Origin of the sequence: Luteimonas sp. RC10 (assembly GCF_014192745.1) — a bacterium.
Taxonomy (GTDB): Bacteria; Pseudomonadota; Gammaproteobacteria; order Xanthomonadales; family Xanthomonadaceae; genus Luteimonas.
The window spans coordinates 17,531-43,039 of sequence record NZ_JACHYJ010000006.1; the positions used below are offsets into that span (position 1 = coordinate 17,531).

Annotated in this window: 16 protein-coding genes; 13 read left to right on the forward strand and 3 right to left on the reverse strand. The window is 68.4% G+C overall.

Going from position 1 to position 25,509, the window contains the following annotated elements; all coding sequences use genetic code 11:
• Positions 1 to 111: 111 nt before the first annotated feature.
• The 13 genes from dnaJ (at position 112) to FHW73_RS11405 (ending at position 19,673) form a co-directional block, all read left to right on the forward strand.
• Positions 112 to 1,239: a molecular chaperone DnaJ gene (gene dnaJ, locus FHW73_RS11345; RefSeq protein ID WP_183426833.1), complete on the forward strand. Its 1,128-nt coding sequence runs from the start codon at positions 112 to 114 to the stop codon at positions 1,237 to 1,239.
• Positions 1,240 to 2,688: 1,449 nt separating this feature from the next.
• Positions 2,689 to 3,423, forward strand: coding sequence for a 4-hydroxy-tetrahydrodipicolinate reductase (gene dapB / locus FHW73_RS11350; RefSeq protein ID WP_183426834.1), 735 nt, complete (start codon positions 2,689 to 2,691; stop codon positions 3,421 to 3,423).
• Positions 3,424 to 3,554: 131 nt separating this feature from the next.
• On the forward strand, positions 3,555 to 4,682 hold the full coding sequence (carA, locus tag FHW73_RS11355) for a glutamine-hydrolyzing carbamoyl-phosphate synthase small subunit (RefSeq protein WP_183426835.1): 1,128 nt from the start codon (positions 3,555 to 3,557) through the stop codon (positions 4,680 to 4,682).
• On the forward strand, positions 4,679 to 5,236 hold the full coding sequence (locus FHW73_RS11360; RefSeq protein ID WP_183426836.1) for a hypothetical protein: 558 nt from the start codon (positions 4,679 to 4,681) through the stop codon (positions 5,234 to 5,236). Before carA ends, FHW73_RS11360 begins: the two co-directional genes overlap by 4 nt.
• Before the next feature lie 180 nt (positions 5,237 to 5,416).
• Positions 5,417 to 8,701, forward strand: a complete 3,285-nt coding sequence (carB, locus tag FHW73_RS11365; RefSeq protein ID WP_183426837.1) for a carbamoyl-phosphate synthase large subunit — start codon at positions 5,417 to 5,419, stop codon at positions 8,699 to 8,701.
• The gene (gene greA / locus FHW73_RS11370; protein WP_183426838.1) at positions 8,698 to 9,174 is read left to right on the forward strand and encodes a transcription elongation factor GreA; all 477 of its coding nucleotides are present in this window, start codon (positions 8,698 to 8,700) and stop codon (positions 9,172 to 9,174) included. Before carB ends, greA begins: the two co-directional genes overlap by 4 nt.
• 4 nt (positions 9,175 to 9,178) lie before the next feature.
• Complete coding sequence (locus FHW73_RS11375) at positions 9,179 to 10,138, forward strand: phosphoglycerate mutase (protein WP_183426839.1); 960 nt, start codon at positions 9,179 to 9,181, stop codon at positions 10,136 to 10,138.
• Complete coding sequence (gene recJ, locus FHW73_RS11380) at positions 10,135 to 11,862, forward strand: single-stranded-DNA-specific exonuclease RecJ (RefSeq protein WP_183426840.1); 1,728 nt, start codon at positions 10,135 to 10,137, stop codon at positions 11,860 to 11,862. Before FHW73_RS11375 ends, recJ begins: the two co-directional genes overlap by 4 nt.
• Positions 11,863 to 12,046: 184 nt before the next feature.
• Positions 12,047 to 13,381, forward strand: a complete 1,335-nt coding sequence (locus FHW73_RS11385) for a hypothetical protein (RefSeq protein WP_183426841.1) — start codon at positions 12,047 to 12,049, stop codon at positions 13,379 to 13,381.
• A gap of 94 nt (positions 13,382 to 13,475) precedes the next feature.
• Positions 13,476 to 14,604, forward strand: a protein-coding gene (prfB, locus tag FHW73_RS11390; RefSeq protein WP_183426842.1) for a peptide chain release factor 2 whose coding sequence is annotated in 2 segments (ribosomal slippage) — positions 13,476 to 13,550 and positions 13,552 to 14,604 — 1,128 coding nt in all. Because the reading frame shifts where the segments join, the coding sequence is not laid out codon by codon here.
• A 225-nt stretch (positions 14,605 to 14,829) separates the two neighbouring features.
• Positions 14,830 to 16,350: a lysine--tRNA ligase gene (gene lysS, locus FHW73_RS11395; protein WP_183426843.1), complete on the forward strand. Its 1,521-nt coding sequence runs from the start codon at positions 14,830 to 14,832 to the stop codon at positions 16,348 to 16,350.
• An 82-nt stretch (positions 16,351 to 16,432) separates the two neighbouring features.
• Entirely contained in the window at positions 16,433 to 17,539 is a 1,107-nt protein-coding gene (locus tag FHW73_RS11400) for a two-component system response regulator (RefSeq protein ID WP_345776183.1), read from the forward strand.
• Between the two features lies 1 nt (position 17,540).
• Complete coding sequence (locus tag FHW73_RS11405) at positions 17,541 to 19,673, forward strand: ATP-binding protein (protein ID WP_183426845.1); 2,133 nt, start codon at positions 17,541 to 17,543, stop codon at positions 19,671 to 19,673.
• Positions 19,674 to 19,692: 19 nt separating this feature from the next.
• On the opposite strand, the gene FHW73_RS11410 is transcribed toward FHW73_RS11405, so the two are convergent.
• From FHW73_RS11410 to acnA, 3 genes are all read right to left on the reverse strand, one after another.
• Positions 19,693 to 20,610, reverse strand: coding sequence for a crotonase/enoyl-CoA hydratase family protein (locus FHW73_RS11410; protein ID WP_183426846.1), 918 nt, complete (start codon positions 20,608 to 20,610; stop codon positions 19,693 to 19,695).
• 167 nt (positions 20,611 to 20,777) lie between these two features.
• Complete coding sequence (locus tag FHW73_RS11415) at positions 20,778 to 22,457, reverse strand: long-chain fatty acid--CoA ligase (protein WP_183426847.1); 1,680 nt, start codon at positions 22,455 to 22,457, stop codon at positions 20,778 to 20,780.
• Between the two features lie 198 nt (positions 22,458 to 22,655).
• A complete protein-coding gene (gene acnA, locus FHW73_RS11420) occupies positions 22,656 to 25,415 on the reverse strand; it encodes an aconitate hydratase AcnA (RefSeq protein ID WP_183426848.1) in 2,760 nt (919 codons plus the stop codon).
• Positions 25,416 to 25,509 lie beyond the last annotated feature (94 nt).

A 25,509-nucleotide genomic window follows, 5' to 3' on the forward strand; every position in this document is an offset into this window, starting at 1 on the left:
GCGCAGTCGTGATACGTGATGGAAAGAAGCGGAGCTCAGCTCCGCTTCTTTCTCGCGTGATCACACTCTGACGCTTGGCATCCCCCCTTCCGCATTACGAATCACGGCCTCATGAGCAAACGCGATTACTACGAAGTCCTTGGCGTCTCCCGCACCGCCAGCGAAGACGAGCTGAAGAAGGCGTATCGCCGTTGCGCGATGAAGCACCACCCGGACCGCAACCCGGGCGATGCCGCCGCCGAGGCCGCGTTCAAGGAGTGCAAGGAGGCCTACGAGGTGCTGTCGGACGGCGGCAAGCGCCGGATGTACGACCAGCACGGGCATGCCGCGTTCGAGCACGGCATGGGCGGGGGCAATGCCGGACCGGGCTTCGGTCCGGACATGGGCGATATTTTCGGCGACATCTTCGGCAATATCTTCGGCGGTGGCGGACGCAGCGGCCCGCGTCGCGGTGCCGACGTGGGCTATGTGATGGAGCTCGACCTCGAGGAAGCGGTCGCAGGTGTGGAAAAGCGCATCGAGTTGCCGACGCTGACCGGCTGCGACGACTGCAATGGCAGCGGCTCGGAGGACGGCAAGCGCGAGACCTGCTCGACCTGTGCCGGTCGCGGCCAGGTGCGGATGCAGCGCGGGCCTTTCACGATGCAGCAGACCTGTCCGCATTGCGGCGGGCATGGCCAGGTGATCGCCAATCCCTGCAAGACGTGTCATGGCGCGGGGCGCGTCGAGGACGAGAAGGTGCTGTCGGTGAAGATTCCCGCCGGCGTCGATTCGGGCGATCGCATCCGCCTGTCGGGTGAAGGTGAGGCCGGTCCGGCCGGTGCGCCGCCCGGCGATCTCTATGTCGAGGTGCGGGTGCGCCCGCACGATATTTTCGTGCGCGACGGCGACGATCTGCATTGCGAGGTGCCGATCCGCATCTCGCAGGCCGCACTCGGCGATACGGTGCGCGTGCCCACGCTTGGCGGCGAGGCGGAGATCCGCATTCCGGCCGAGACCCAGACCGGCAAGGTGTTCCGCCTGCGCGACAAGGGCGTCAAGTCGGTGCGCAGCCGTTCGGTCGGCGACCTGTACTGCAAGATCTTCGTCGAGACGCCGGTCAATCTGACGGCCGACCAGCGCGATCTGTTGCAGCGCTTCGAGGCGACGTTCACCACCGAGAACGCGCGCCGGCATTCGCCCAAGTCCAGCACCTTCATGGATGGCGTCAAGGGCTTCTGGGAACGCATGACGTCCTGAGCCCGCGCGCGCCGCTCCGCAGGGCGCTTGTCGGCGCGCGCGATGCAGATGCGGCGAAGGCGTCGACCGCCTTCTGCCGACAGGTTTCATCCATACGCTTGTGCCGCAGTGCTGACCCCACGGCGTCAGGCAAGCCGTGCCCGAGCGGGCGCATCGTCACTTGCCCCTCTTGGCGCAAACAAGGCGAGTCGCAGACACGGCGCGGGCGTCCATGGACGGTCCATGCGTGGACGACAGGCCGCTTCGTGCGCCTGTCAGCCTGGCGCACCGCATTGAAAGTACCGCCCACGCACTTCGTCGCTGAGGCGATGGGACCGACGTCTTCGACCTGGGCGCCGGTCGCGCACCGACTGGGCGCTCCGCAGTCGAGCGGCGAACGGCTGACGCGGTACGTCACGCGATGCCAGCGCCGCCGATGGGCCGCGCCCGGTACGGCGATTGTGGCCTGCAGGTCGTTGGGTGCATCCGCATTGCGGACGATCGTCGATGCGATTCGAAACGCGCGATGGGCATGGCGCGTCGATTCCGCGACCGGACTGCTTGACGGACGGACACATCGCCCATCGCGCGATCGGTATCCACAGCCGGTGTGGATGTCATGACGACAAACATGTGGATAAGCCGCGCCGGTCCGCTTGCGATCAGGCGTGCTTTGGGGTGGTCATTTTTTCGCCAGGCAATGGTTCGCAGCCCAACGCAGGGCTTGCTTTGCGCACTCGGTTCTGCATGCGCGCGGCGCGTGTAGGGTCTGCACGCCCAACGACGTGGGCGATGGCATTGCAGGCATGGTGTTGCGGTCGAACCCCAGGCGGGGAGAGCGCTCCGCGGCCGCTTGACGACGTCGCGATCGCGGCCTCCGCGCCGGTCATCCACAAGCGATGTGGATGGTCTGGTCACAAAGGTGTGGATAAGCATCGCGCGGCCGCTTCGCAGGCGGGTGCATTCTGCGTGGTGAAATTTTCGCCATCCGTCTGGGCAACCGGAGAATCCGGACTTGACCTGCGCAATTGGGAGTGCATCGCATGCTGTCGCCTCCCGGGCCGGCGAGGACGGAGGTCAGGTCGCGACTTGACGGCTGCGCCGCGCCGCTTCCGGCCGCGGTCGTCCACAGCCGGTGTGGATGGCCTGGTCACAAAGATGTGGATAAGCGGGGGCGGCCCTTCATTGGCGCGGCACGCTCGTGGTGGCGAAAAAATCACCATGCGTCGCCCGGAGGCAACGAAGCTGTGCTTGACCCGCGCAGCGGATTGCGCCGCGCCCGCCGCGGGCGATGTGAGATGCGTGGATCTGCGTTCGTTGTTGGAACGCTCAGTCCTGGAAACGACGCGATGCGATCTTCGCTCGAGGCGGCCGGCCACGCTTCCACCTCGAGGCTAGAATGCGCGACATGAAGATCCGACCCGACTGTCTTGCCCTTTCGACCCCGCTGCTGCGATTGGCGGTGGCCCGGTGACCTCGCCTGTCCGGGTGCTGGTGCACGGGGCGTCCGGCCGGATGGGGCAGGCCGTGCTGCGGCTGGCGGCGTCCTGCGACGGCCTAACAGTCGTGGCGGCGGTGTCGGGCAGTGCGCCGCGCCAGCGGGTGATCGGCGGGGTGCCGTATTTCGGCGCTGCCGAGCTCGGCGGTGCGCCGCCTTTCGACGTCGCCATCGACTTCAGCCTGCCGGCGGGCTTCGACGCCTTGCTTGCGCTGTGCGAGCGGCGTGGCGCGGCGCTGGTTTCGGGCACCACCGGCCTGTCCGAGGCGCAGAATGCGGCGCTCGACGCCGCAGCGGCGCGGATTCCGGTGCTGTGGGCCTCGAACTTCAGCCTCGGCGTCGCGGTCCTGCAGGACCTGGTGGCGCGCGCGGCGGCGATGCTGCCGGGCTGGGACTGCGACATCGTCGAGTCGCACCACACGCGCAAGCTCGACGCGCCATCGGGGACCGCGTTGACGCTGGGCGCGGCCGTCGAGGGGCAGGGCGCTCGTCCGCGCTATGCCTCGATCCGCGCCGGCGACATCGTCGGCGAGCATCTGGTGCAGTTCACGACCCGCGGCGAGCGCATCGAGCTCGTTCACCGGGCCGGCGATCGCGACATCTTCGCGGCCGGGGCGTTGCACGTCGCGGCGCGGCTGGCCGGGCGCGCGCCGCGCCGTTACGCGATTGCCGAGCTGCTCGGCGCCGGCGACACGCCGGTTGCGTGACCGGTCGCGTGCGCCGCGCTGGCGTAGCGGGGCCGGCGTCGGTACAATTCTCGCTCGCCTGAACCTCTCGCCTCCGGACCGGCTGCCGCCGCTCTGGCGGTTTCCTGCAACCTGACGTAGGCGAAGACCACGTGACAGATTCCGCAATTCTCGTCCTTGAAGACGGCACCGTGTTCGAGGGCGTTTCCGTGGGCGCTCCTGGCCTGTCGGTCGGTGAAACGGTGTTCAACACCGCGATGACCGGCTACCAGGAAGTGCTCACCGACCCGTCGTATGCGCGCCAGCTGGTGACGCTGACCTATCCGCATATCGGCAACACCGGCTGTACCGACCAGGACGACGAGGCCGGACAGGTATGGGCCTCGGGGCTGATCGTGCGCGACGTCCCGCGCCGTCCGAGCAGTTGGCGCAGCCAGATCGCGCTCCCCGAATGGCTGCGCGCGCGCGGGATCGTCGCGATCGCCGGCATCGACACCCGCAAGCTGACCCGCCTGCTGCGCGACCGTGGCGCGATGAACGGTGCGCTGATGGCCGGCGAGGTGAATGTGGACCGGGCGCTCGAGGCCGCGCGCAAGTTCCCGGGCCTGAAGGGCATGGACCTGGCGAAGGTGGTCAGCACGACCGAGCGCTACAGCTGGTCGGACGGCCAGCTGGATCTGGACGCGAACGCCTTCGTGTCGGCGCCGGCCAAGTTCAAGGTCGTGGCCTACGACTACGGCGTCAAGCACAACATCCTGCGCATGCTCGCCGAGCGCGGCTGCGAACTGACCGTGGTGCCGGCGCAGACGCCGGCCAGCGAGGTGCTGGCGCTGAAGCCCGACGGTGTCTTCCTGTCCAACGGCCCCGGCGATCCGGCGCCGTGCGATTACGCGATCGAGGCGATCCGCACCTTCATCGAGAACAAGGTCCCGACCTTCGGCATCTGCCTGGGCCACCAGCTGCTGGCATTGGCGGCCGGCGCGCAGACGATGAAGATGCCGCACGGCCACCATGGCGCGAACCATCCGGTGCAGGCCGTCGATGGCGGTCGGGTGATGATCACCTCGCAGAACCATGGCTTCGCGGTCGACGAAGCGACGCTGCCGGCCAATGTCCGCGTGACCCATCGCTCGCTGTTCGATGGCACCAACCAGGGCATCGCGCTGACCGATGCGCCGGCCTTTTCGTTCCAGGGCCATCCCGAGGCGTCGCCGGGGCCGCACGATGTAGCGCCGCTGTTCGACCAGTTCGTGGCGCTGATGGCGACCGGCCGGGCATGACCGCCGCACGCCTGCTCTTGCTCTCCGCGCTGTGCGTCGCCATGCCTGTGGCGGCCGCGCCCGCGTCCGAGACCAGCGTCGCGGCGCTGCTTCAACGTCTTGGCATCGAGCGTTTCGGTGAGGAGATCGCCCGGGACATCGTGCAGGCCGTGCCGCCGTTCGTGGAGATGGAGGCGAGCGAATGCGACTGCGCGCAGGGCCCGATGCGGACGCTGGTGATCGGCCATATGCGGCAGATCTTCACCGAAGCGTTGGGCGAGCAGGGCGCTGCGCATCTGGCGACGTGGAACGCGTTCATCGACACGCCGGCCGGGGCAGTCGCCGCCGACATGGTGCTCGCCAACATGCGGACCGGCAGGATGCAGCCACCGCCCGATACCCTCTCGCCCGAGCAACTGGCGCAGATCGAGGCCTTCACCCAGGGGCAAGCCTTCTGGGCGCTCGTGAGCGGATTCGATCAGGTTCACAGCTTTGCGCCCAAGCGTGTGAAGGCGGCAAGCGACGAGATGGCGCGCACCTGCGGTATCCAGGTTCCGGTCGAGGCGCTGTCGTGATCGCGGCCTGGTCCCGATGGTCCGCGTCCACTGTTCGCCCGGGCGCATGGCGCGCCACGTCACGCAGGCCGTTGCCCGGGCCCATCCCGGCATGCGCGCCGTCGTCCCCTTTCGAGCCCGCGTCCTGATCGACACTGGGCGATCGCTCCCCGATACGCGGTACCGACCTTAGAGAAAGCCATGCCAAAGCGCACCGACATCCAGACCATTCTCATCATCGGGGCCGGACCGATCGTCATCGGCCAGGCCTGCGAGTTCGACTACTCCGGCGCCCAGGCCTGCAAGGCGCTGCGCGAGGAGGGTTACCGCGTGGTGCTGGTGAACTCCAACCCGGCCACGATCATGACCGACCCGGAGACCGCGGATGCGGTCTACATCGAGCCGATCAACTGGCAGACGGTCGAGAAGATCATCGCCAAGGAAAAGCCCGACGCGCTGCTGCCGACGATGGGCGGACAGACTGCGCTCAACTGCGCGCTCGACCTGGCCGACAACGGCGTGCTCGACAAGTACGGCGTGGAGCTGATCGGCGCCAAGCGCGAGGCCATCCGCATGGCCGAGGACCGCGAGCTGTTCCGCGTGGCGATGCAGGAGATCGGCCTGGAGTGCCCGAAGGCCGAGGTCGCGCGCACGTTCGAGCAGGCGATCGAGATCCAGGCCAAGGTCGGCTATCCGACGATCATCCGGCCCAGTTTCACCCTCGGCGGCTCGGGCGGCGGCATCGCCTACAACCGCGAGGAGTTCGAGGAGATCATCAAGCGAGGCCTCGAGCTGTCGCCGGTCGGCGAGGTGCTGGTCGAGGAATCGGTGCTGGGCTGGAAGGAGTTCGAGATGGAAGTGGTCCGCGACACCGCGGACAACTGCATCATCGTGTGCTCGATCGAGAACCTCGACCCGATGGGCGTGCACACCGGCGACAGCATCACCGTCGCGCCGGCGCAGACGCTCACCGACAAGGAGTACCAGCGCCTGCGCAATGCGTCGATCGCGGTGCTGCGCAAGATCGGCGTCGATACCGGCGGTTCGAACGTGCAGTTCGGCATCAGCCCGACCACCGGTCGCGTGGTGGTGATCGAGATGAACCCGCGCGTGTCGCGCTCCTCGGCGCTGGCCTCCAAGGCGACCGGCTTCCCGATCGCCAAGGTCGCGGCCAAGCTGGCGATCGGCTACACGCTCGACGAACTGAAGAACGAGATCACCGGCGGCAAGACCCCGGCCTCGTTCGAGCCGTCGATCGACTACGTGGTCACCAAGATCCCGCGCTTCGCGTTCGAGAAGTTCCCCACCGCCGACGCCCGCCTGACGACGCAGATGAAGTCGGTCGGCGAGGTCATGGCGATGGGCCGCACGTTCCAGGAATCGATGCACAAGGCGCTGCGCGGCCTGGAGACCGGCAAGGTCGGTTTCGACCCGACCGGCCTGGACCTGACCGACGAGGGCGACCTGGCGACGCTGCGCCGCGAGGTCCGCGAGCCGGGTCCCGAGCGCCTGTTCTACCTGGCCGACGCGTTCCGCGCCGGCTTGTCGGTCGAGGACGTGCACGGCCTGTCGTACGTCGATCCGTGGTTCCTCGATCAGATCGAGGAGATCATCGCCACCGAACGCGAGGTCGCGGCGAACGGCATCGACGCGCTCGACCAGACGCGGCTGCGTGCGCTCAAGCGCATGGGCTTCTCCGACGCGCGCCTGGCGCAGTTGCTGGGCACCGATGAGCAGGCCGTGCGTGCACTGCGCCGCGCCTTCGGCGTGCGCCCGGTCTACAAGCGCGTCGACTCGTGCGCGGCCGAGTTCGCGACCGACACTGCCTACCTGTACTCGACCTACGAGGACGAGTGCGAGGCCAATCCCAGCGGCCGCGAGAAGATCATCGTGCTCGGCGGCGGGCCGAACCGGATCGGGCAGGGCATCGAGTTCGACTACTGCTGCGTCCATGCCGCCCTCGCACTGCGCGAGGACGGCTTTGAGACCATCATGGTCAACTGCAATCCCGAGACGGTCTCGACCGACTACGACACCTCCGATCGTCTGTACTTCGAGCCGCTGACGCTCGAGGACGTGCTGGAGATCGTCGAGATCGAGAAGCCCAAGGGCGTGATCGTGCAGTACGGCGGCCAGACGCCGCTCAAGCTGGCGCGCGCGCTCGAGGCCAATGGGGTGCCGATCATCGGCACCTCGCCCGACTCGATCGACCTGGCCGAGGACCGCGAGCGCTTCCAGAAGCTGGTCGACGAGCTCGGCCTCAAGCAACCGCCCAACCGCACCGCCCGCAACCCCGAGGAAGCGCTGGTGCTGGCGCGCGAGATCGGCTATCCGCTGGTCGTGCGGCCGAGCTACGTGCTCGGCGGCCGGGCGATGGAAGTGGTGCACGCCGATGCCGACCTGGCGCGCTACATGCGCGACGCGGTCAAGGTCTCCAACGACTCGCCGGTGCTGCTCGACCGCTTCCTCGACAACGCGGTCGAGGTCGACATCGACGTGATCGCCGACAAGGACGGCAACGTGCTGATCGGTGGCGTCATGGAGCACATCGAGGAAGCCGGCGTGCACTCGGGCGATTCCTCGTGCTCGCTGCCGCCGTATTCGCTGTCGAGCGATGTGCAGGCGCGCCTGCGCGAGCAGGTCGCGGCGCTGGCCCGCAAGCTGAAGGTCGTCGGCCTGATGAACACCCAGTTCGCGGTGCAGACCGACGACGCGGGCGTGGAGACGATCTTCCTGCTGGAGGTCAATCCGCGCGCGTCGCGCACGGTGCCGTTCGTGTCCAAGGCGATCGGGCTGCCGCTGGCCAAGATCTCGGCGCGCTGCATGGCCGGCAAGACGCTGGCCGAGCAGGGTGCGACGACCGAGATCGTGCCGTCGTACTACTCGGTCAAGGAAGCGATCTTCCCGTTCGCCAAGTTCCAGAATGTGGACCCGATCCTTGGGCCGGAAATGCGTTCGACCGGCGAGGTCATGGGCGTGGGCGAGAGCTTCGGCGCGGCGTTCGCACGCGCGCAGGAGGCGGCGAGCATCCGCACCCCGCCCACCAGCGGCAAGGTCTTCGTCTCGGTACGCGACCCGGACAAGAAGCGCGTGCTGCCGGTCGCGCGTGATCTGGCGGCCAAGGGCTATGCGATCGTCGCCACCGCCGGCACCGCCAAGTGGCTGCGCGAGCATGACATCGCCTGCGAGCAGGTCAACAAGGTGGTCGAGGGCCGGCCGCACATCGTCGACCTGATCAAGAACGGCGAGATCGCGTACATCGTCAACACCACCGAGGGCAAGCAGGCGATCTCCGACTCGTTCTCGATCCGCCGCGAAGCGCTGCAGCACCGGGTCACGTACTCGACCACCGTGGCCGGCGCCCGCGCATTGCTGCATTCGCTGGACTATCGCGGCAGCGGCCCGGTCTGGGCCCTGCAGGAACTGCACGCGCAGCTCGACGGCGGCGCGTCGCCATCCAACTCACACACAGGAGGGACGCCATGAGGGCACCCATGACCACGCGCGGCGCGCAGCGCCTGCGCGAGGAGCTCGAGGAACTGAAGTCGGTCAAGCGGCCGGCAGTCATCGATGCGATCGCCGAGGCGCGTGCGCACGGCGACCTGAAGGAGAACGCCGAGTACCACGCCGCGCGCGAGCAGCAGAGCTTCATCGAGGGCCGGATCAAGCAGCTCGAGAGCGAGCTGTCGCATGCCGATGTGATCGATGTCGCCAAGCTCAATGCCGGCGACAAGGTGGTGTTCGGCGCGACCGTGGTGATCGCCGATGCGCAGACCGACGAAGAGAAGCGCTATCAGATCGTCGGCGACCTGGAGGCCGACATCAAGCAGGGTCTGATCGCGATCTCCTCGCCGGTGGCGCGTGCGCTGATCGGCAAGCATGAGGGTGACAGCATCAGCATCGATGCGCCTGGCGGCACCCGCGACTACGACATCGTCAGCGTCGAGTATCTCGGCTGAGCCGGTGACCTCGGCGACGTTCCTGCTGCCCGCCGCCGCGCGTTTCGGCGCGCAGCGCTGGCAGCCGGACATCGTGCGTGCGCTGGGCCGTGCTGATCGCACGATGGCCGCGCCTGGGCGTCGACCGCAGCTTGCGCGGCACGTCGCGATGCCCGAAGGCGGCTGGCCGCTGGCGGCGTTGTCGCGCCAGGTCGATGTTGGCGATGCCGACGCGCCGGGCAGTGCCTGGCTGCGCGCCGACCCGGCCTGGCTGCGGCCGGACATCAATGGTGTGCGCCTGATGGGCCACGGCGAGACGCTGGGTCTGGCGCAGGCCGATGTCGACGCGCTGCTGCCGGTCCTGCAGCCGGTGTTCGCCGAGGCCGGCTTCGCGCTCGACGCACCATCGCCATCGCGCTGGTATCTGCGGCTGCCGCGGGAGACCGCGCTGCCGGCGTTCGTCGACCCGTCCGATGCGCTCGGCACCGATCTGGCCGATCACGATGACGGCGGCGCCCAGGCGCGGCACTGGCGGGCGCTGGCGAACGAGGCGCAAATTCTCCTGCACACCCACCCCTGGAACACCGCGAGGGCGGCGGCCGGGCGCCCTCCGGTCAATGCGCTGTGGTTCTGGGGCGGGGGGCCGCTGCCTGACGCGTCGACGGTGCCGCGCGGCGCACAGGCGCGCGTGCTCACCGACGATGCGACGCTGCGCGCGCTTGCGGCGATCGCGACCGAAGTCGAACCGCTGCCGTCGGTCTGGCCCGCGCAGCGCGACGCGCTGCTGATCGACCTGGGTGGGCTGCGCGATCTGCGCCAGCTGCAGGCCGACTGGCTGCGGCCTGCACTCGCGGCGCTGGCCGGTGGCCGGCTCGATACCCTGATCCTCGACGACGAGGACGGCCGGGTGCTGACCTTGCGCCGTTGGCACCGCCTGCGTATCTGGCGCCGGCCTCTTGTGCCGGCGACGGCGGCGCGGCCATGACGCGTCCATCGCCGACGATCCGACGTCGTGACAGCGCGCCCGGTGGCGACTGGCCGGCGACGGTGCCGGCGCTGCTGCGGCGCATCTATGCGGCGCGCGGTGCGCACGACCTGCAGGCCGCGCAGCCACGCCTGGCCGGGCTGCTGCCGCCCGACGGGTTGTCGAACATCGATACGGCGGCCACCCTGCTCGCCGATGCCATCGCCCAGCGCAGACGGATCCTGGTCGTCGGCGACTTCGATTGCGACGGCGCCACTGCCTGCGCGGTCGCGGTGCGCGGGCTGCGCATGCTGGGTGCGCGGGATGTCGTGCATGCCGTGCCCAATCGCATCGTCCACGGCTATGGGCTGTCGCCCGGCCTGGTCGATGCGCTGGCGCCGCTGGATCCCGCTCTGCTGGTGACCGTCGACCACGGTATCGCCTGCCACGCCGGCGTCGCCGCGGCGAAAGCGCGAGGCTGGCAGGTGCTGGTGACCGACCACCATCTGCCGGGCGAGGCCCTGCCGCCGGCCGATGCGATCGTCAATCCGAACCTGCCCGGCGACCGCTTCCAGAGCAAGGCGCTGGCCGGCGTCGGGGTGATCTTCTACGTGCTGCTGGCGCTGCGCCGGCGGCTGCGCGAGACCGGCGCCTTCGCAGGTCCAGCGCCGGACCTGGCGACGCTGCTCGATCTGGTCGCGGTCGGCACCGTCGCTGATCTCGTGCCGCTGGACGTCAACAACCGGGCGCTGGTCGCGGCCGGGCTGCGCCGGCTGCGCAGCGGGCAGGGCTGCGCAGGCCTGCAGGCCTTGATCGACGTGTCGGGGCGACAGGCGGCGCGCTTGACCACCGGCGACATCGGCTTTGGGATCGCGCCGCGCATCAACGCCGCCGGTCGCCTGGAGGACATGGCGATCGGTATCGAATGCCTGCTCACCGACGACGCGACCCAGGCGCAGACGCTCGCGGCGACGCTGCACGCGATCAATGCCGAGCGCCGCGCAGTGCAGCAGTCGATGCTCGATGACGCCGAGGCCGCGGTCGCCGGCCGGCCGCCGGTCGACCCTGCGGCGATCGGGGTCTGCCTGCACGATCCGCACTGGCATCCGGGGGTCGTCGGTCTTGTGGCCTCGAAGATGAAGGACGCGCTGCATCGGCCGGTGATCGCCTTCGCACCGGCCGAGCCCGGCAGCGACCAGTTGCGCGGCTCGGCGCGCTCGATTCCAGGCCTGCATATCCGCGACGTGCTGGCCGCGGTCGATGTGGCGCATCCCGGCCTGATCGAGCGCTTCGGCGGGCATGCGATGGCCGCCGGCCTGAGCCTGCGGCGCGAGGCCTTGCCCGCGTTCGAGCGCGCCTTCGGGCAGGCGGTTGCGACCCTGCTCGATCCGGCGCTGCTGCGGGCGGAGATCGTCACCGACGGTCCGCTCGGGCCCGGCGAGTTCGACATCGTGCACGCCGCGCACCTGCGCGATGCCGGGCCCTGGGGGCAGGGCTTCCCCGAGCCGTTGTTCGACGGCGAGTTCGCGGTCGTCGACTGGCGGGTGGTCGGGGGGCGGCACCTCAAGCTCAGCCTGCGGCTCGACGGCCGTCCGGCGACCGTCGATGCGATCCATTTCGGCGCCTGGCGCGAGGTCGCGCCGGCCCCGCGCGAGCGCATCGTCTACCGGCTCGCGCCCGACGACTACCGCGGCGGCGATGCGGTGCAGTTGCTGGTCGAGCACCGCGAGCCGATGGCGGGCTGACCCCGGTTTGGACGCCGGTTTGCGAGCGATCCATCGCCAGGGTGGGGCTGCCTATCGGCCAGGGCGCAGCGAAGTCCTTGTGCCCCCGGAAGGACGGTGATCCCTTTTTCCCTGAACGGGTGCGAGAATGCGCCGCCGCGCCCGCGATTGCGCAGGGCGCCTCTACTGTCGAAGGGAGATTCGCTTGAAAACCGTCCATACGCTTTCGCTGGCGATCGCGCTCGCCATCGCGCCTGCTCTGGTGCAGGCCCAGGCCACCGATCCCGCACCGCTGTCGATCGGCGGCGAGGTGCGCGGTGAGATCACCAGCCGCTCCAGCCTCAACCACCAGGACGGCTCGCGCAGCCAGCTCTACCGCGTGGATCTGCGCGAGGGCGAAGTCGCCACGTTCAAGGTGACCGGCGCGCTGCGCGCGCGGCTGGCGGCATTCCTGGACAATGAACTGGTCGGTTCGTCCAACGACCGCGGCGAGACCGCGTCGCTGACGATCCGGGCCCGGCGCGCGGGCCGCTACACGATCGCCGTCAGCGGCACCGACGCCTCGTCGTACGGCCCCTACACGCTGATCTCCTCGCGTGTGGACACCTACAACGGCCAGGCGCTGCGCGTCGGTTCGACCATCGGCGACTGGACCGATGGCGAGCGGGAGCTGCCGTTGCAGATCGACCGCGACGGGATCTACACGATCGACATGATGTCCGATGACTTCGATGCGGTCCTGGCATTGGATGGACCGGGCGTCTCGGTCAGCAACGATGACGGCGGCGAGGGCAGCAACGCGCGTCTGACGCTGCGTCTGGCCCCGGGCCGCTATCGCCTGACTGCCAAGCGCTACGGCAGCGAAGGTGCCAGCGGTGCCTACCGCATCAGTGTCACCGCGTCGAGCTTCGAGACCGGCGACCTGCGCGAAGGCGGTGAGCTGGCGATCGGGTCGACGGTCACCGGCCTGTACGCCGGGCGCCCGCACACCTATCGCTTCACGCTGCCGCAACGCCGGGTGGTCCGCCTGGACATGCGCAGCGACGAGATCGATCCGCTGATGCGACTGTCCGGCCAGGGCGTGCAGAAGGAGGACGACGATGGCGGCGAACGCCTCAATGCGCGCATCGGCATGCTGCTCGAAGCCGGCACCTACACGCTCGAGGCCGACAGCGCGACGCCCGGCGCAGGCCCCTACACGCTGTCGCTGACCGCGACCGAAGTGCCGGAAGGCGCAGGCGGCGGTGCGCTGACGATCGGCCGCCCGGTCGAGACCGCCCTGCTGCCCGGCATGACCGACCGCTGGTCGTTCGAGGTCCGCAGTGCCGGCGACTACGCGATCGAGATGCGCTCCAGCCAGATCGACAGCTACCTGTCGCTGACCAAGGACGGCAACGAGGTGGCCAGCGACGACGACGGCGCCGGTGGGCTCGATGCCCGGATCGTCCAGCGGCTCCAGCCCGGTCGCTACGTGGTCGAGGCTTCCGCGCTCGATGGCGACGCCGGCGGCCCGTACCGCATCCTGCTCGAACGCCGTTGAGGCGGCATCCCGGTCGGCGCTGTGCGCCGGCCGGGACTGCCGGGTGCGCGGCTTGCTAGAATCCCCGGCTCTTTACGCGAGTCCCACCGCACTCATGATCGAACTCAATCCTGTTCGCCAGCGCATCGCCGACCTTCGCGGTCGGCTGGATGCGCTGAGGGGGTATCTTTGACTACGATGCCCGTCGCGAACGTCTAGAAGAAGTCGAGCGCGAGCTCGAAGACCCGAATATCTGGAACGATCCCGAGCGCGCGCAGGCGCTGGGTCGCGAGCGCGCCACGCTCGACAAGACCGTCAATGGCATCCGCACGCTGACCGAGGGCCTGAACGGCGCGGCCGAGCTGCTGGAATTGGCCGAATCGGAGAACGACGAGGACACCGCGCAGGCGGTCGTCGCCGATGTCGAGGGCTACGCCAGCCAGGTCGACAAGCTGGAGTTCCAGCGCATGTTCTCCGGCGAGATGGACTCGGCCGCCGCCTTCGTCGACATCCAGGCCGGTGCCGGCGGCACCGAAGCCCAGGACTGGGCCGAGATGCTGCTGCGCATGTATCTGCGCTGGGCCGAGAGCCGTGGCTGGAAGGCCGAACTGATGGAAGTGTCGGGCGGTGAAGTGGCCGGCATCAAGTCGGCGACGTTCCGCGTCGAGGGCGACTTCGCCTACGGCTGGCTCAAGACCGAGATCGGCGTGCATCGGCTGGTGCGCAAGTCGCCGTTCGATTCCGATAACCGCCGGCATACCTCGTTCACGTCGGTGTTCGTGTCCCCGGAGGTCGACGACAAGATCGACATCGAGATCAACCCGGCCGACCTGCGGACCGATGTCTACCGCTCGTCCGGTGCCGGCGGCCAGCACGTCAACAAGACCGAGTCGGCGGTGCGCATCACCCATGTGCCGACCAACACCGTCGTCGCCTGTCAGACCGAACGCAGCCAGCACGCCAACCGCGATCGGGCGATGAAGATGCTCGCCGCCAAGCTCTACGAACTGGAACTGCAGAAGCGCAATGCCGAGAAGGATGCGCTGGAAGCGACTAAGTCCGATATCGGCTGGGGCAGCCAGATCCGCAACTACGTGCTCGACCAGAGCCGCATCAAGGATCTGCGCACCGGCGTGGAGCGCAGCGACACCCAGAAGGTGCTCGACGGCGATCTGGACGAGTTCGTCGAGGCCGCACTCAAGTCCGGCCTGGAGGCCGGCGCCAAGCGGCTGGATGCCAACTGAGTGCTGCGCTGCGGATCGGTGCGATGACCGCCGATCCGGCGCACGCCGCCCTGCGCCACCGGGCGTGCGCCCGGCGCAGGAACGGGAGCGATACCCGCGCAGCCGGTCCATGCCCCTGGCGCCCAGCGCCTGCGGGCAGGATCGTGCCCAACTGCACGTCGTCCCGTTCCGATCCGTTTTCTCCGCGTCGATCCGCGGCCAACACCTGATTTTTCCGAGACCCTCATGAGCCAGCAGCCCGACAGCCCCCAGCCCGCCGATGACAACGCCCTGATCGCCGAGCGTCGCGGCAAACTGGCCGCGCTGCGCGGGCAGGGCGTGGCGTTCCCCAATGACTTCCGCCGCCGCGACGAGGCCGGCGCGCTGCAGGCGACGTACGCCGATGCCGAGCGCTGGACAGGCGAGGCGCTGGAGGCCGAAGGCCGGCGGGTCGCGGTGGCCGGCCGGCTGATGGCCAAGCGGGTCATGGGCAAGGCCGCGTTCGCGCAGATCCAGGACGTGAGCGGCCGGATCCAGTTGTTCCTGCAATCGACCACGCTGGGCGAGCGCTACGAGGCGTTCAAGGGCTGGGATGTGGGCGACATCGTCGCGGCCGAAGGCACGCTGATGCGCACCAAGACCGGCGAGCTGTCGATCAAGGCCGAGACCTTGCGCCTGCTCACCAAGTCGCTGCGGCCGTTGCCCGACAAGTGGCACGGACTGTCGGATGTCGAGCAGCGCTATCGCCAGCGTTATGTCGATCTGATCGTCTCGCCCGACGCGCGCGCGGTGTTCGTCAAGCGCTCGAGGATCGTCGCGGCGATCCGCCAGTGGCTCGACGCGCGCGACTTCCTCGAAGTCGAGACGCCGATGATGCATTACCTGGCCGGCGGCGCGGCGGCCAAGCCGTTCACGACCCACCACAATGCGCTGGACCTGGATCTCTACCTGCGCGTCGCGCCCGAGCTCTACCTCAAGCGTCTGGTCGTCGGCGGCTTCGAGCGCGTCTACGAGATCAACCGCAACTTCCGCAACGAGGGCGTGTCGACGCGACACAACCCCGAGTTCACGATGCTCGAGCTCTACGAGGCCTACGTCGCCTACGAAGAGGTCATGGACCTAACCGAGGCGCTGATCCGCGACGTGGCGGTGCAGGCGGTCGGCACCACCGCACTGGAATGGGACGGCCATGCGATCGACGTCGGCCCGGCGTTCCGACGCTGGAAGCTCGAGGAGGCGGTGCGCGAGCTCAACCCGGAGATCAGCGTTGCCGATTGTCGCGACCGCGACGCGCTGGCCGCCCATTGCGCGCGCCTGGGCGTGCACGTCAAGCCGGGCTACGGCTGGGGCAAGCTGCTGCTGGAGATCTTCGAAAAGACCGTCGAGACCGGCCTGATCCAGCCGACCTTCATCACCCATTATCCGGTCGAGGTCTCGCCCCTGGCCCGCGAATCGGACACCGAGGCCGGCATCACTGACCGCTTCGAACTGTTCATCGGCGGCAAGGAGATCGCCAACGGCTTCTCCGAGCTGAACGATCCCGAGGACCAGGCCGCGCGTTTCCGCGCCCAGGTCGACGCTCGCGAAGGCGGCGACGACGAGGCGATGCACTTCGATGCCGACTACATCCGCGCGCTCGAGGTCGGCCTGCCGCCGACGGGCGGCCTGGGCATCGGCATCGACCGGCTGGTCATGTTGCTGACCGGGTCATCGTCCATCCGCGACGTGCTGCTGTTCCCGTACATGCGCCCACAGAGCGAGGCCTGAGACCGGCGGCGATCCAACGGCCACCGGCGCTTCGATGCATCGCTGAATACGATTTCCCCTGTTGCTGGCAGGGCGCGCTAAGATCGGCCAAGCGCGATGCCACCGGTATTTCGCGCATCGTCAGAAGGGGCCTGCGTTGAACATCGTGATCGTCGACGACCAGACGTCCGCGCGAACCATGTTGCGGCATATCCTCGAGGACATCAGCCCGGAGCTCGATGTCTTCGACTTCGAGGATCCGGAGCAGGCGCTGGGCTGGTGCGACAGCCACCGCGCCGACCTGTTGCTGCTCGATTACCGGATGCCGGGCATGGACGGGCTGGAGTTCGCCCGCCGCTTCCGCAAGCTGCCGCCGCATCGGGATGTCCCGGTCGTGCTGGTCACCGTGGTCGGCGACGAGCCGATTCGCCAGGCTGCGCTCGATGCCGGCGTCATCGATTTCCTGGTCAAGCCGGTGCGCCCACGCGAGCTGCGGGCCCGCTGCCGCAACCTGCTGCAGTTGCGTCAGCAGGCCGAATCGGTCAAGCAGCGGGCGCTGTCGCTCGAGCAGCGGCTGCTGCGCAGCATGCACGAGGTCGAGGAACGCGAGCGCGAGACCCTGACCCGGCTGGCCCGCGCGATCGCCTATCGCGATGCCAGCACCAGCGCCAACCTCGAGCGCGTGGCCGCGGTCGCGGGCATGGTCGCCGAGGCGATGGGGCTGTTCGAGGACGAGGTGCGGATGATCGAACTGGCCGCGCCGCTGCACGACATCGGCAAGATCGCGATGCCCGATGCGATCTTGATGAAGCCCGGACCGCTGGACGAGGCCGAACTGGACGTGATGCGGCAACACCCGCGGATCGGTTACGAACTGTTGAGCGACAGCCACAACCGGTTCGTCCAGCTCAGCGCCAGCATCGCATTGCGCCATCAAGAACGCTTCGACGGCAGCGGCTACCCCGATGGGCTGTCGGGCGAGCAGATCCCACTCGAGGCGCGCATCGTCGCGGTGGCCGACGTGTTCGATGCGCTGGTCTCGCGTCGCCCTTACAAGCGCGCCTGGTCGATGGACGAGGCGCTCGAGTACATTGGGCACAACAGTGGACGCGCGTTCGATCCGCGCTGCGTGGAGGCGCTGCTGTCGAACCGGGCGCGGCTGGAGGAGATCTGCGCACGCCTGGACCGGACCGCGACCCGGCTGCAATGACGTGAAAGGCGTCGTGCGCTGGATCGGCAGCCGCCTGGCAGGGCGGCCCGACAGCGAGCATGGCCAGGCGGCCGTGCGCCTGGTCATGCTGTGCGTGATCTATGCCTACCTCCAGCTCGTGGTGGGCCGCCACCCCGAGGTCGCTCGCGAGCTGCGCCTGTCGGAGGCTTATCTCGCGGTCGAGGTCGCAGTCGCATTGGGCATCGCCGGTTGGCTGCTGTGGCGCCCCGGCGTCTCGCATCCGCGCCGGGTGCTGGGCATGTTGGCCGACTACAGCCTCATGGGTGTGGGCCTGTACCTGCTCGGCGACCTGCTGGCCTGGTTGTACGTGGTGATCATGTGGGTCACGGTCGGCAACGGCCTGCGGTTCGGGCCGCGCTACCTGTACGCGGCGATCGGGTTTGCGGTGATCACGTTCGGGGTCGCGATCGCGACCACCCCGTACTGGCAACAGCACAACCTGCCGTTGGCGCTGGGCCTGCTCGCCGGCTTGGTCGCGGTCCCGCTCTACCTGAGCTCGCTGTTGCGTGCACTCACCGATGCCACCGCCGCCGCGCGGGCCGCCAGCGAGGCCAAGAGCCGGTTCCTGGCCAACATGAGCCATGAGTTCCGCACCCCGCTCAACGGCATCGTGGGCATGTCCGAATTGCTGGTGACCACGCCGCTGAGTGCGGAGCAGCGCGAAAGCGCGCTGGTCATCCAGACCTCGGCCAAGGCCCTGCAGGCCCTGGTCGACGATGTGCTGGACCTGTTCAAGATCGAGGCCGGCAAGTTCCAGCGCAACGACAGCGCCTTCGCGCTCCACGACCTGGTGCGCGGCATCGAGGTCATGCTCGGGCCAAGCGCGCAGGCCAAGGGGCTGGCGCTGGCCTCGTCGATCGCCGACGACGTGCCCGCTACGCTGTATGGCGACAGCAACCGCCTGCGGCAGATCCTGGTCAACCTGTTGTCGAATGCGATCAAGTTCACCGAGCGCGGCGAGGTCACGCTCGCGATCTCCACCGTGGAGGCGGGGCCTGAGCGGGTGCGGGTGCGGTTCTCGGTCCGCGACACCGGCATCGGCATCGCCCCCGATGCCCTGGTCCGTATCTTCGATGCGTTCGAGCAGGTGGACTCGGGCCTGGGGCGGCGCTACGGGGGCACGGGCCTGGGGACCACGATCGCCAAGGGCCTGGCCGAACAGATGGACGGCAGCATCCAGGCCGAAAGCCAGCCGGGGCAGGGGTCGCACTTCTGGGTGGAGTTGCCGTTCGGCCGCGTGGCCGGCGATGCGCCAGCGCGTCGGGCGGGGGAGGGCAACGTGATTGCGTTCGCCGATCCTTTTGTGCGCCATCGGGCCCGGGTCGCGCCGCTGCGCGTGCTGGTCGCTGACGACCAATCGGCCAATCTGATGGTGCTGCGCCGCCTGCTCGAGCGTGCCGGGCACCGCCCGCTGCTCGTCGACGATGGCGAAGCCGTGCTCGATGCGCTCGAGCGCGAGCACTTCGATGCGGTGATCACCGATCTGCACATGCCCGGCGCCGACGGCCTGGACGTCCTTCGGCAGACCCGCGTCATCGAGGCGGGCAGCGGCCGGCGCACGCCGTTCATCGTGCTGACCGCCGACGCCACCGCCGAGGCGCAGGAGAACTGTCGACGTGCGGGCGCGTTCGCCTATCTCACCAAGCCGGTGGTCATCGAGCGCTTGCTCGAAACGCTGGCCGAGATCGCACCGGGTGTGGAGGCTGGGCGACGCGCGTCCGACCTGCGGCCGCGAGTGGATCGGATGTCGACACCGGTGATCGACGAGATGCGCGACATGGGATTCGACGAGGCGTTCATCCGACGCTTCCTGTCGGAATGCGCGCGCGACGCGCGCAAGTGCCTGGTCGACCTGGCGGGCGCATCGGACGCGGGACGATGGGACGAAGTGCGCGACCTGTGTCACGCGCTCAAGGGCACGGCCGCCAACCTCGGCGCCTCCGAACTTGAGGCGCAGGCCTCCCGGGGCATGCGGATGCCGTCCGACCGCCTGGCCATCGAATGGCGGCTGTTGCTGCAGGGGCTGGGTCGGGCGCTCGACGACGCGCTGGAGGCGCTGCGGGTGCGCGGTGATCTGCCACGGATCGGCCTGCCCGGGTCAGACGCCGTCTGACCCGGGGGCCGTGTTGCGCTCAGCCGCCGACGGCGGTGCGCCCGACCTCAGCCGGTGCGGGCTGCAGCCGCTGTTGCGCGCGGACCAGGCGTTCCATCGTCCGCAGATGCCGTGCCTCGAGCTGCAGGGCGGTATCGACCCAGATATCGGTGATGCGGACCAGTTCGGCGAGCGGGATCGGATGGGCGCCGTCGCGGACGCGGTGCAGCGCCAGACGCGCGGTGGCGATCCGTCGATGCTTGCGGATCTGCTCGTGGACCGCCTGCACGCCTTCCCCAGGCTCGACCAGCACATCGACCAGGCCGAGCCGGTGCAGGTCCTCGCTGCTGTACATGGTGCCGCACAGCATCATCTCCTCGGCGACGTGCGGGCTCACCCGTTGGGCCAGGAGCGAGTAGGCCCCCATCCCCGGGAACAGGCCGAACAATACCTCGGGGAAGCCCATCTGGACGCCGCGCTCGGCGACGATGGTGCGGCAGGCCAGGGCGAGTTCCAGGCCGCCGCCCAGCGCATCGCCCTGGACAAGCGCGATGGTGTGGGCGTTGGGGTGCAACCGGGTCTGCAGCAGGTGGATGTTGTCGACGCATTGCCGGGCGTAACGGGTCAGGGCCTCACGGTCGCGCAGTCGGATCAGGTCCACGAACAGCTGCAGGTCGCCGCCCAGGTTGTACACCGGGGCATCGGAGGCCAGGACGATATGCGACAGATGCGCAGGCGCGACCCGGGCCCGCTCAGAAATCTGCTCGATGCTCGCCTGGGCGAACAGCCGCAGTTCGCGAAGCAGTCCGGGAGAGAAGCAGGGCCGGTAGTCAGGCTGCGCACTGGCCGGCTGCGCATGCATGAAGCACCAGTGCGCATCGCTGGAAGCGTCGTGGTGCAGGCGGAGGAGTGATGGCGCGGCAGCGCCTTCGCGACGAATGGGTTCGATGGTGTGCATTGAAAATCCCCTGAAACGGGGTTCGCACCGTCGGGCGCCGGTGCAAACCCGCGTGGATGCTGAATCGCCCGATGCGCGCTCTATGCGCGCATCGGGGCGTCAGGGCAATGGCTTCAATGGCTTGCAGGCACTTTGGGACGGATATCGTCTCAAAAGTGTGATCGATATCACGATTCGGGGGCGGCTTCGCGGAGCTCTCGGCGCAGGATCTTGCCGACGTTGGTCTTGGGCAACTCGCTGCGGAACTCCACGATGCGCGGGTGCTTGTAGCCGGTCAGGTGCTCGCGGGCATGGGCCTTGACCTGGTCGGCGGTCAGGTTGGGATCCTTGCGCACGATGACGACCTTGACCACCTCGCCCGAGCGCTCATCGGGCACGCCGATCGCCGCGACCTCGAGCACGCCGGGCATCATCGCGATCACGTCCTCGATCTCGTTGGGATAGACGTTGAAGCCCGAGACCAGAATCATGTCCTTCTTGCGGTCGACGATGTAGAAGTAGCCACCGGCATCCATCCGCGCCATGTCGCCGGTATGCAGCCAGCCCTCGGCATCGATCGCGTCTGCGGTGTCGTCCGGGCGCTGCCAGTAGCCCTTCATGACCTGGGGCCCGCGGATGCACAGTTCGCCGACCTCATCGACCGGCAGTTGCGCGCCGTTCTCGTCCTTGATGCAGGCCTCGGTGGAGGGCACCGGCAGGCCGATCGAGCCGTTGTAGTCGGCCAGCGTCATCGGGTTGATGCAGGCCGCAGGCGAGGTCTCGGTCAGGCCGTAGGCTTCCACCAGCGTGGTGCCGGTGACCGCCTTCCAGCGCTCGGCCACCGCGCGCTGGACGGCCATGCCGCCGCCCAGGCTCAGATGCAGGCGCGAGAAGTCCACCTGGTCGAACCCGGGCGTGTTGAGCAGGCCGTTGAACAGCGTATTGACGCCGGTGATCGCGGTCATGCGGATGCCCTTGAGCTCCTTGACGAAGCCGGGCATGTCGCGCGGGTTGGTGATCAGATGGTTGTGGCCGCCGAACTCCATGAACACCAGGCAGTTCGCGGTCAGCGCGAAGATGTGATAGAGCGGCAGTGCGGTGACGATCAGTTCCTCGCCGCGCTTGGCGTTGGTGCCCAGCCACGCCGCCGCCTGCTGCATGTTGGCGACCATGTTGCGATGGGTGAGCATCGCACCCTTGGCCACGCCGGTCGTGCCGCCGGTGTACTGCAGGAACGCGATGTCCTCGTGCGCGATCGCAACCTCGGGCAGCGTGTGCTTGCTGCCGCGCGCGAGCGCTTCGCGGAAGCGGATCGCGCCATGGATGGTGTAGTCGGGCACCATCTTCTTGACGTGCTTGACCACCAGATTGACGATCGCGCCCTTCGGGAAGCCGAGCAGGTCGCCAAGGCCCGTGGTCACGACCTGCTTGATCTGGGTGTCGGCGATGACGTCCTGCACCGTCTTGCCGAAGTTGTCCATCACCAGGATCGCCGCGGCGCCGGAGTCGACCAACTGGTGGCGCAGTTCGCGGGCGGTGTACATCGGATTGGTGTTCACCACCGTCAGCCCCGCGCGCAGGACGCCGAAGATGGCGATCGGATACTGCAGGCAGTTGGGCATCATGATCGCGACGCGGTCGCCCTTCTTGAGCTTGAGTTCGCCCAGCAGGTAGGCCGCGAACTGCCGGCTGTAGGTGTCGAGCTCGCCGTAGGTGAGGGTCTTGCCCATGTTCGAAAACGCGGGCTTGTCGCGGTACTTCGCGATCGCTTCATCGAGGACCGCGGGGACCGAGGGGTACTCGTTGGGATCGATTTCGGCGGGGATGCCCGCAGGGTAGTTCGCCAGCCACGGGCGTTGGTCGGTCATTCGGTCTTCTCCCTGATGAAGGCCGTCACTCGAAGCGGTGAGCGTACCTGCGCAATCGCGTTCGATTGGAGCACAGGCTTTCCAGGCGAGGCAAGGCGCGGCGCGGCAGCCGCGCCGCGTATGCGCACGCCGCGCGCGTGTCCCCGCCGACTGCCCGCCGCGCTGCGGCGGCGGGCAGGGTGCGTGCCCGATCCGGGCTCAGGCTGCTTTCTTGCCGGCGAGCTGACGCAGCACGTAGTGCAGCAGACCGCCGTGGCGAAAGTACTCCACTTCCTTCGGGGTCAGCAGCAGCACGTGGACCTCGAAGCGGATCTGGCGGCCGTCGGCCTTGGTCGCCACCACCTGCGCACGCTTGGCGCGGCCGTCGTCGAGACCGGTGATATCGATCGTCTCGGTGCCGTCCAGCCCCAGCGTCTGTGCGTTCTCGCCATCCTGGAACCGGCACGGCAGCACACCCATGCCGACCAGGTTGGAGCGGTGGATGCGCTCGAAGCTTTCGGCGATCACCGCCTTGACGCCGAGCAGGTTGGTGCCCTTGGCCGCCCAGTCGCGCGAGGAGCCCGTGCCGTACTCCTTGCCGGCGAACACCACCAGCGGCACGCCGTCGGCGCGGTACTTCATCGCCGCGTCATAGATCGCCAGCTTCTCCGGCTCGCCCTTGCCGAAGTACAGCGTGTTGCCGCCTTCCTCGCCGCCGAAGAACAGGTTCTTGATGCGGATGTTGGCGAAGGTGCCGCGGACCATCACATCGTCGTTGCCGCGGCGCGAGCCGTAGCTGTTGAAGTCCGCGGGCTGGACGCCGCGCGACTGCAGGAAGCGACCGGCGGGCGAGTCCTTCTTGATGTTGCCGGCCGGGGAGATGTGGTCGGTGGTGATCGAGTCGCCGAACAGGCCCATCACCCGCGCGCCATGGATGTCGTCGATGCTGCCCACGTCCATCGTCATGCCCTCGAAGTAGGGCGGGTTCTTGATGTAGGTCGAGGCCTCGTCCCAGGCATAGAGCTCGCCGTCGGGCGACTCGATGGTGTTCCAGCGCGTGTCGCCCTTGAACACGTCGGCGTAGTTCTTGGCGAACATCTCCGGCCCGATCGTGCGCGCGATGAAGTCGCCGATCTCCTTGTTCGACGGCCAGATGTCGCGCAGATAGACCGGGTTGCCGTCCGGGTCCTTGCCCAGCGGATCGCGCGACAGGTCGATGTCGACCGTGCCGGCGATCGCGTAGGCGACCACCAGCGGCGGCGAGGCGAGGTAATTCATCTTGACCTCGCCGTGGATGCGGCCCTCGAAGTTGCGGTTGCCCGACAGCACCGACGCGACCGCAAGGTCGTTCTCGGCGATGCCCTTGGACACCGCATCGGGCAGCGGTCCGGAGTTGCCGATGCAGGTCGTGCAGCCGTAACCCACGACATAGAAGCCGAGCTTCTGCAGGTCGTCCATGACGCCCGCCTTCTCGAGATAGTCGGTGACCACCAGCGAGCCGGGCCCCAGCGAGGTCTTGACCCAAGGCGCCGCCTTCAGCCCCTTGGCGGCCGCGTTGCGCGCAAGCAGGCCAGCGCCGAGCATCACCGCGGGGTTGGAGGTGTTGGTGCACGAGGTGATCGCGGCGATCACCACCGAGCCGTCGGTCAGCTCGTGCTCGCCGTCTTCGAGCATGATCTTGGAGACCGGCCGGGCGGCGAGGCGCTCGGCCTGCGGCTGACCGCCGCCTTCCTTTTCGAAGCGGTCGATCTGGGTGTCGTTGGCCGCATCGCGGCGCGCGGTCAACGCACCGACGTTGTCGCGGAAATTCTGTTGCACATCCTCCAGCAGCACGCGGTCCTGCGGGCGCTTGGGGCCGGCGAGCGACGGCCGCACCGTGCCCATGTCGAGCGTCAGCACACTGCTGTATTCGGCTTCGGGCGCGCCCGGCTCGTGCCAGAGCTGCTGCGCCTTGGCATAGGCCTCGACCAGCGCGATCTGGTCCTCGCTGCGGCCCGACAGGCGCAGATAGTTCAGCGATTCGGCGTCGATCGGGAAGATGCCGCAGGTCGCGCCGTACTCGGGCGCCATGTTGCCGATCGTCGCGCGGTCGGCGAGCGGCAGATGCTGCAGCCCGTCACCGAAGAATTCGACGAACTTGCCGACCACGCCGTGCTTGCGCAGCATCTCGGTCACGGTCAGCACCAGGTCGGTCGCGGTCGCGCCCTCGGGCAGACGGCCGGTCAGCTTGAAGCCCACCACTTGCGGGATCAGCATCGACGACGGCTGGCCGAGCATCGCGGCCTCGGCCTCGATGCCGCCCACGCCCCAGCCCAGCACGCCGATGCCGTTGATCATCGTGGTGTGCGAGTCGGTCCCGAACACGGTGTCGGGGTAGGCCCAGCGCGTGCCGTCCTCGCGCTCGGCGGTCATGACCACGCGCGCCAGGTGCTCGAGATTGACCTGGTGGACGATGCCGGTGTTGGGCGGCACGACCTTGAAGTTGTCGAACGCCTTCTGGCCCCAGCGCAGGAAGCCGTAGCGCTCCTTGTTGCGCTCGAACTCGATCTTGCCGTTGAGATCGAGCGCGTCGGGACGGCCGAACACGTCGACCTGCACCGAATGGTCGATGACCAGTTCGGAGGGGATCAGCGGATTGATCTGCTCGGGCCGTCCGCCCAGGCGCACGACCGCGTCGCGCATCGCCGCCAGGTCGACCACGCAGGGCACGCCGGTGAAGTCCTGCAGCACCACGCGGGCCGGCATGAAGGCGATTTCGGTATCGGGCTCGGCCGTCGCCTGCCAGCGCGCGACCGCCTCGATATGCCGTGCGGTCACCGTTTCGCCGTCCTCATGGCGCAGCAGGTTCTCCAGCAGGATCTTCATCGAGTAGGGCAGGCGGGCGATATCGAACTTCGCCGCCAGCGCCGGGAGACTGGCATAGGTATAGCGCTGGCCGGCGACGTCGAGTTCGGCGCGCGTGGAAAAGGAATCGGTCATGGAGGAGCTCCTGTCGCGGTTGCTGGCGGTGACGCAGCCGGGCTGGTCATGGCGTGCTGCATGCGGCCGGACGTCGGCCCGGTCTGTGACGGAT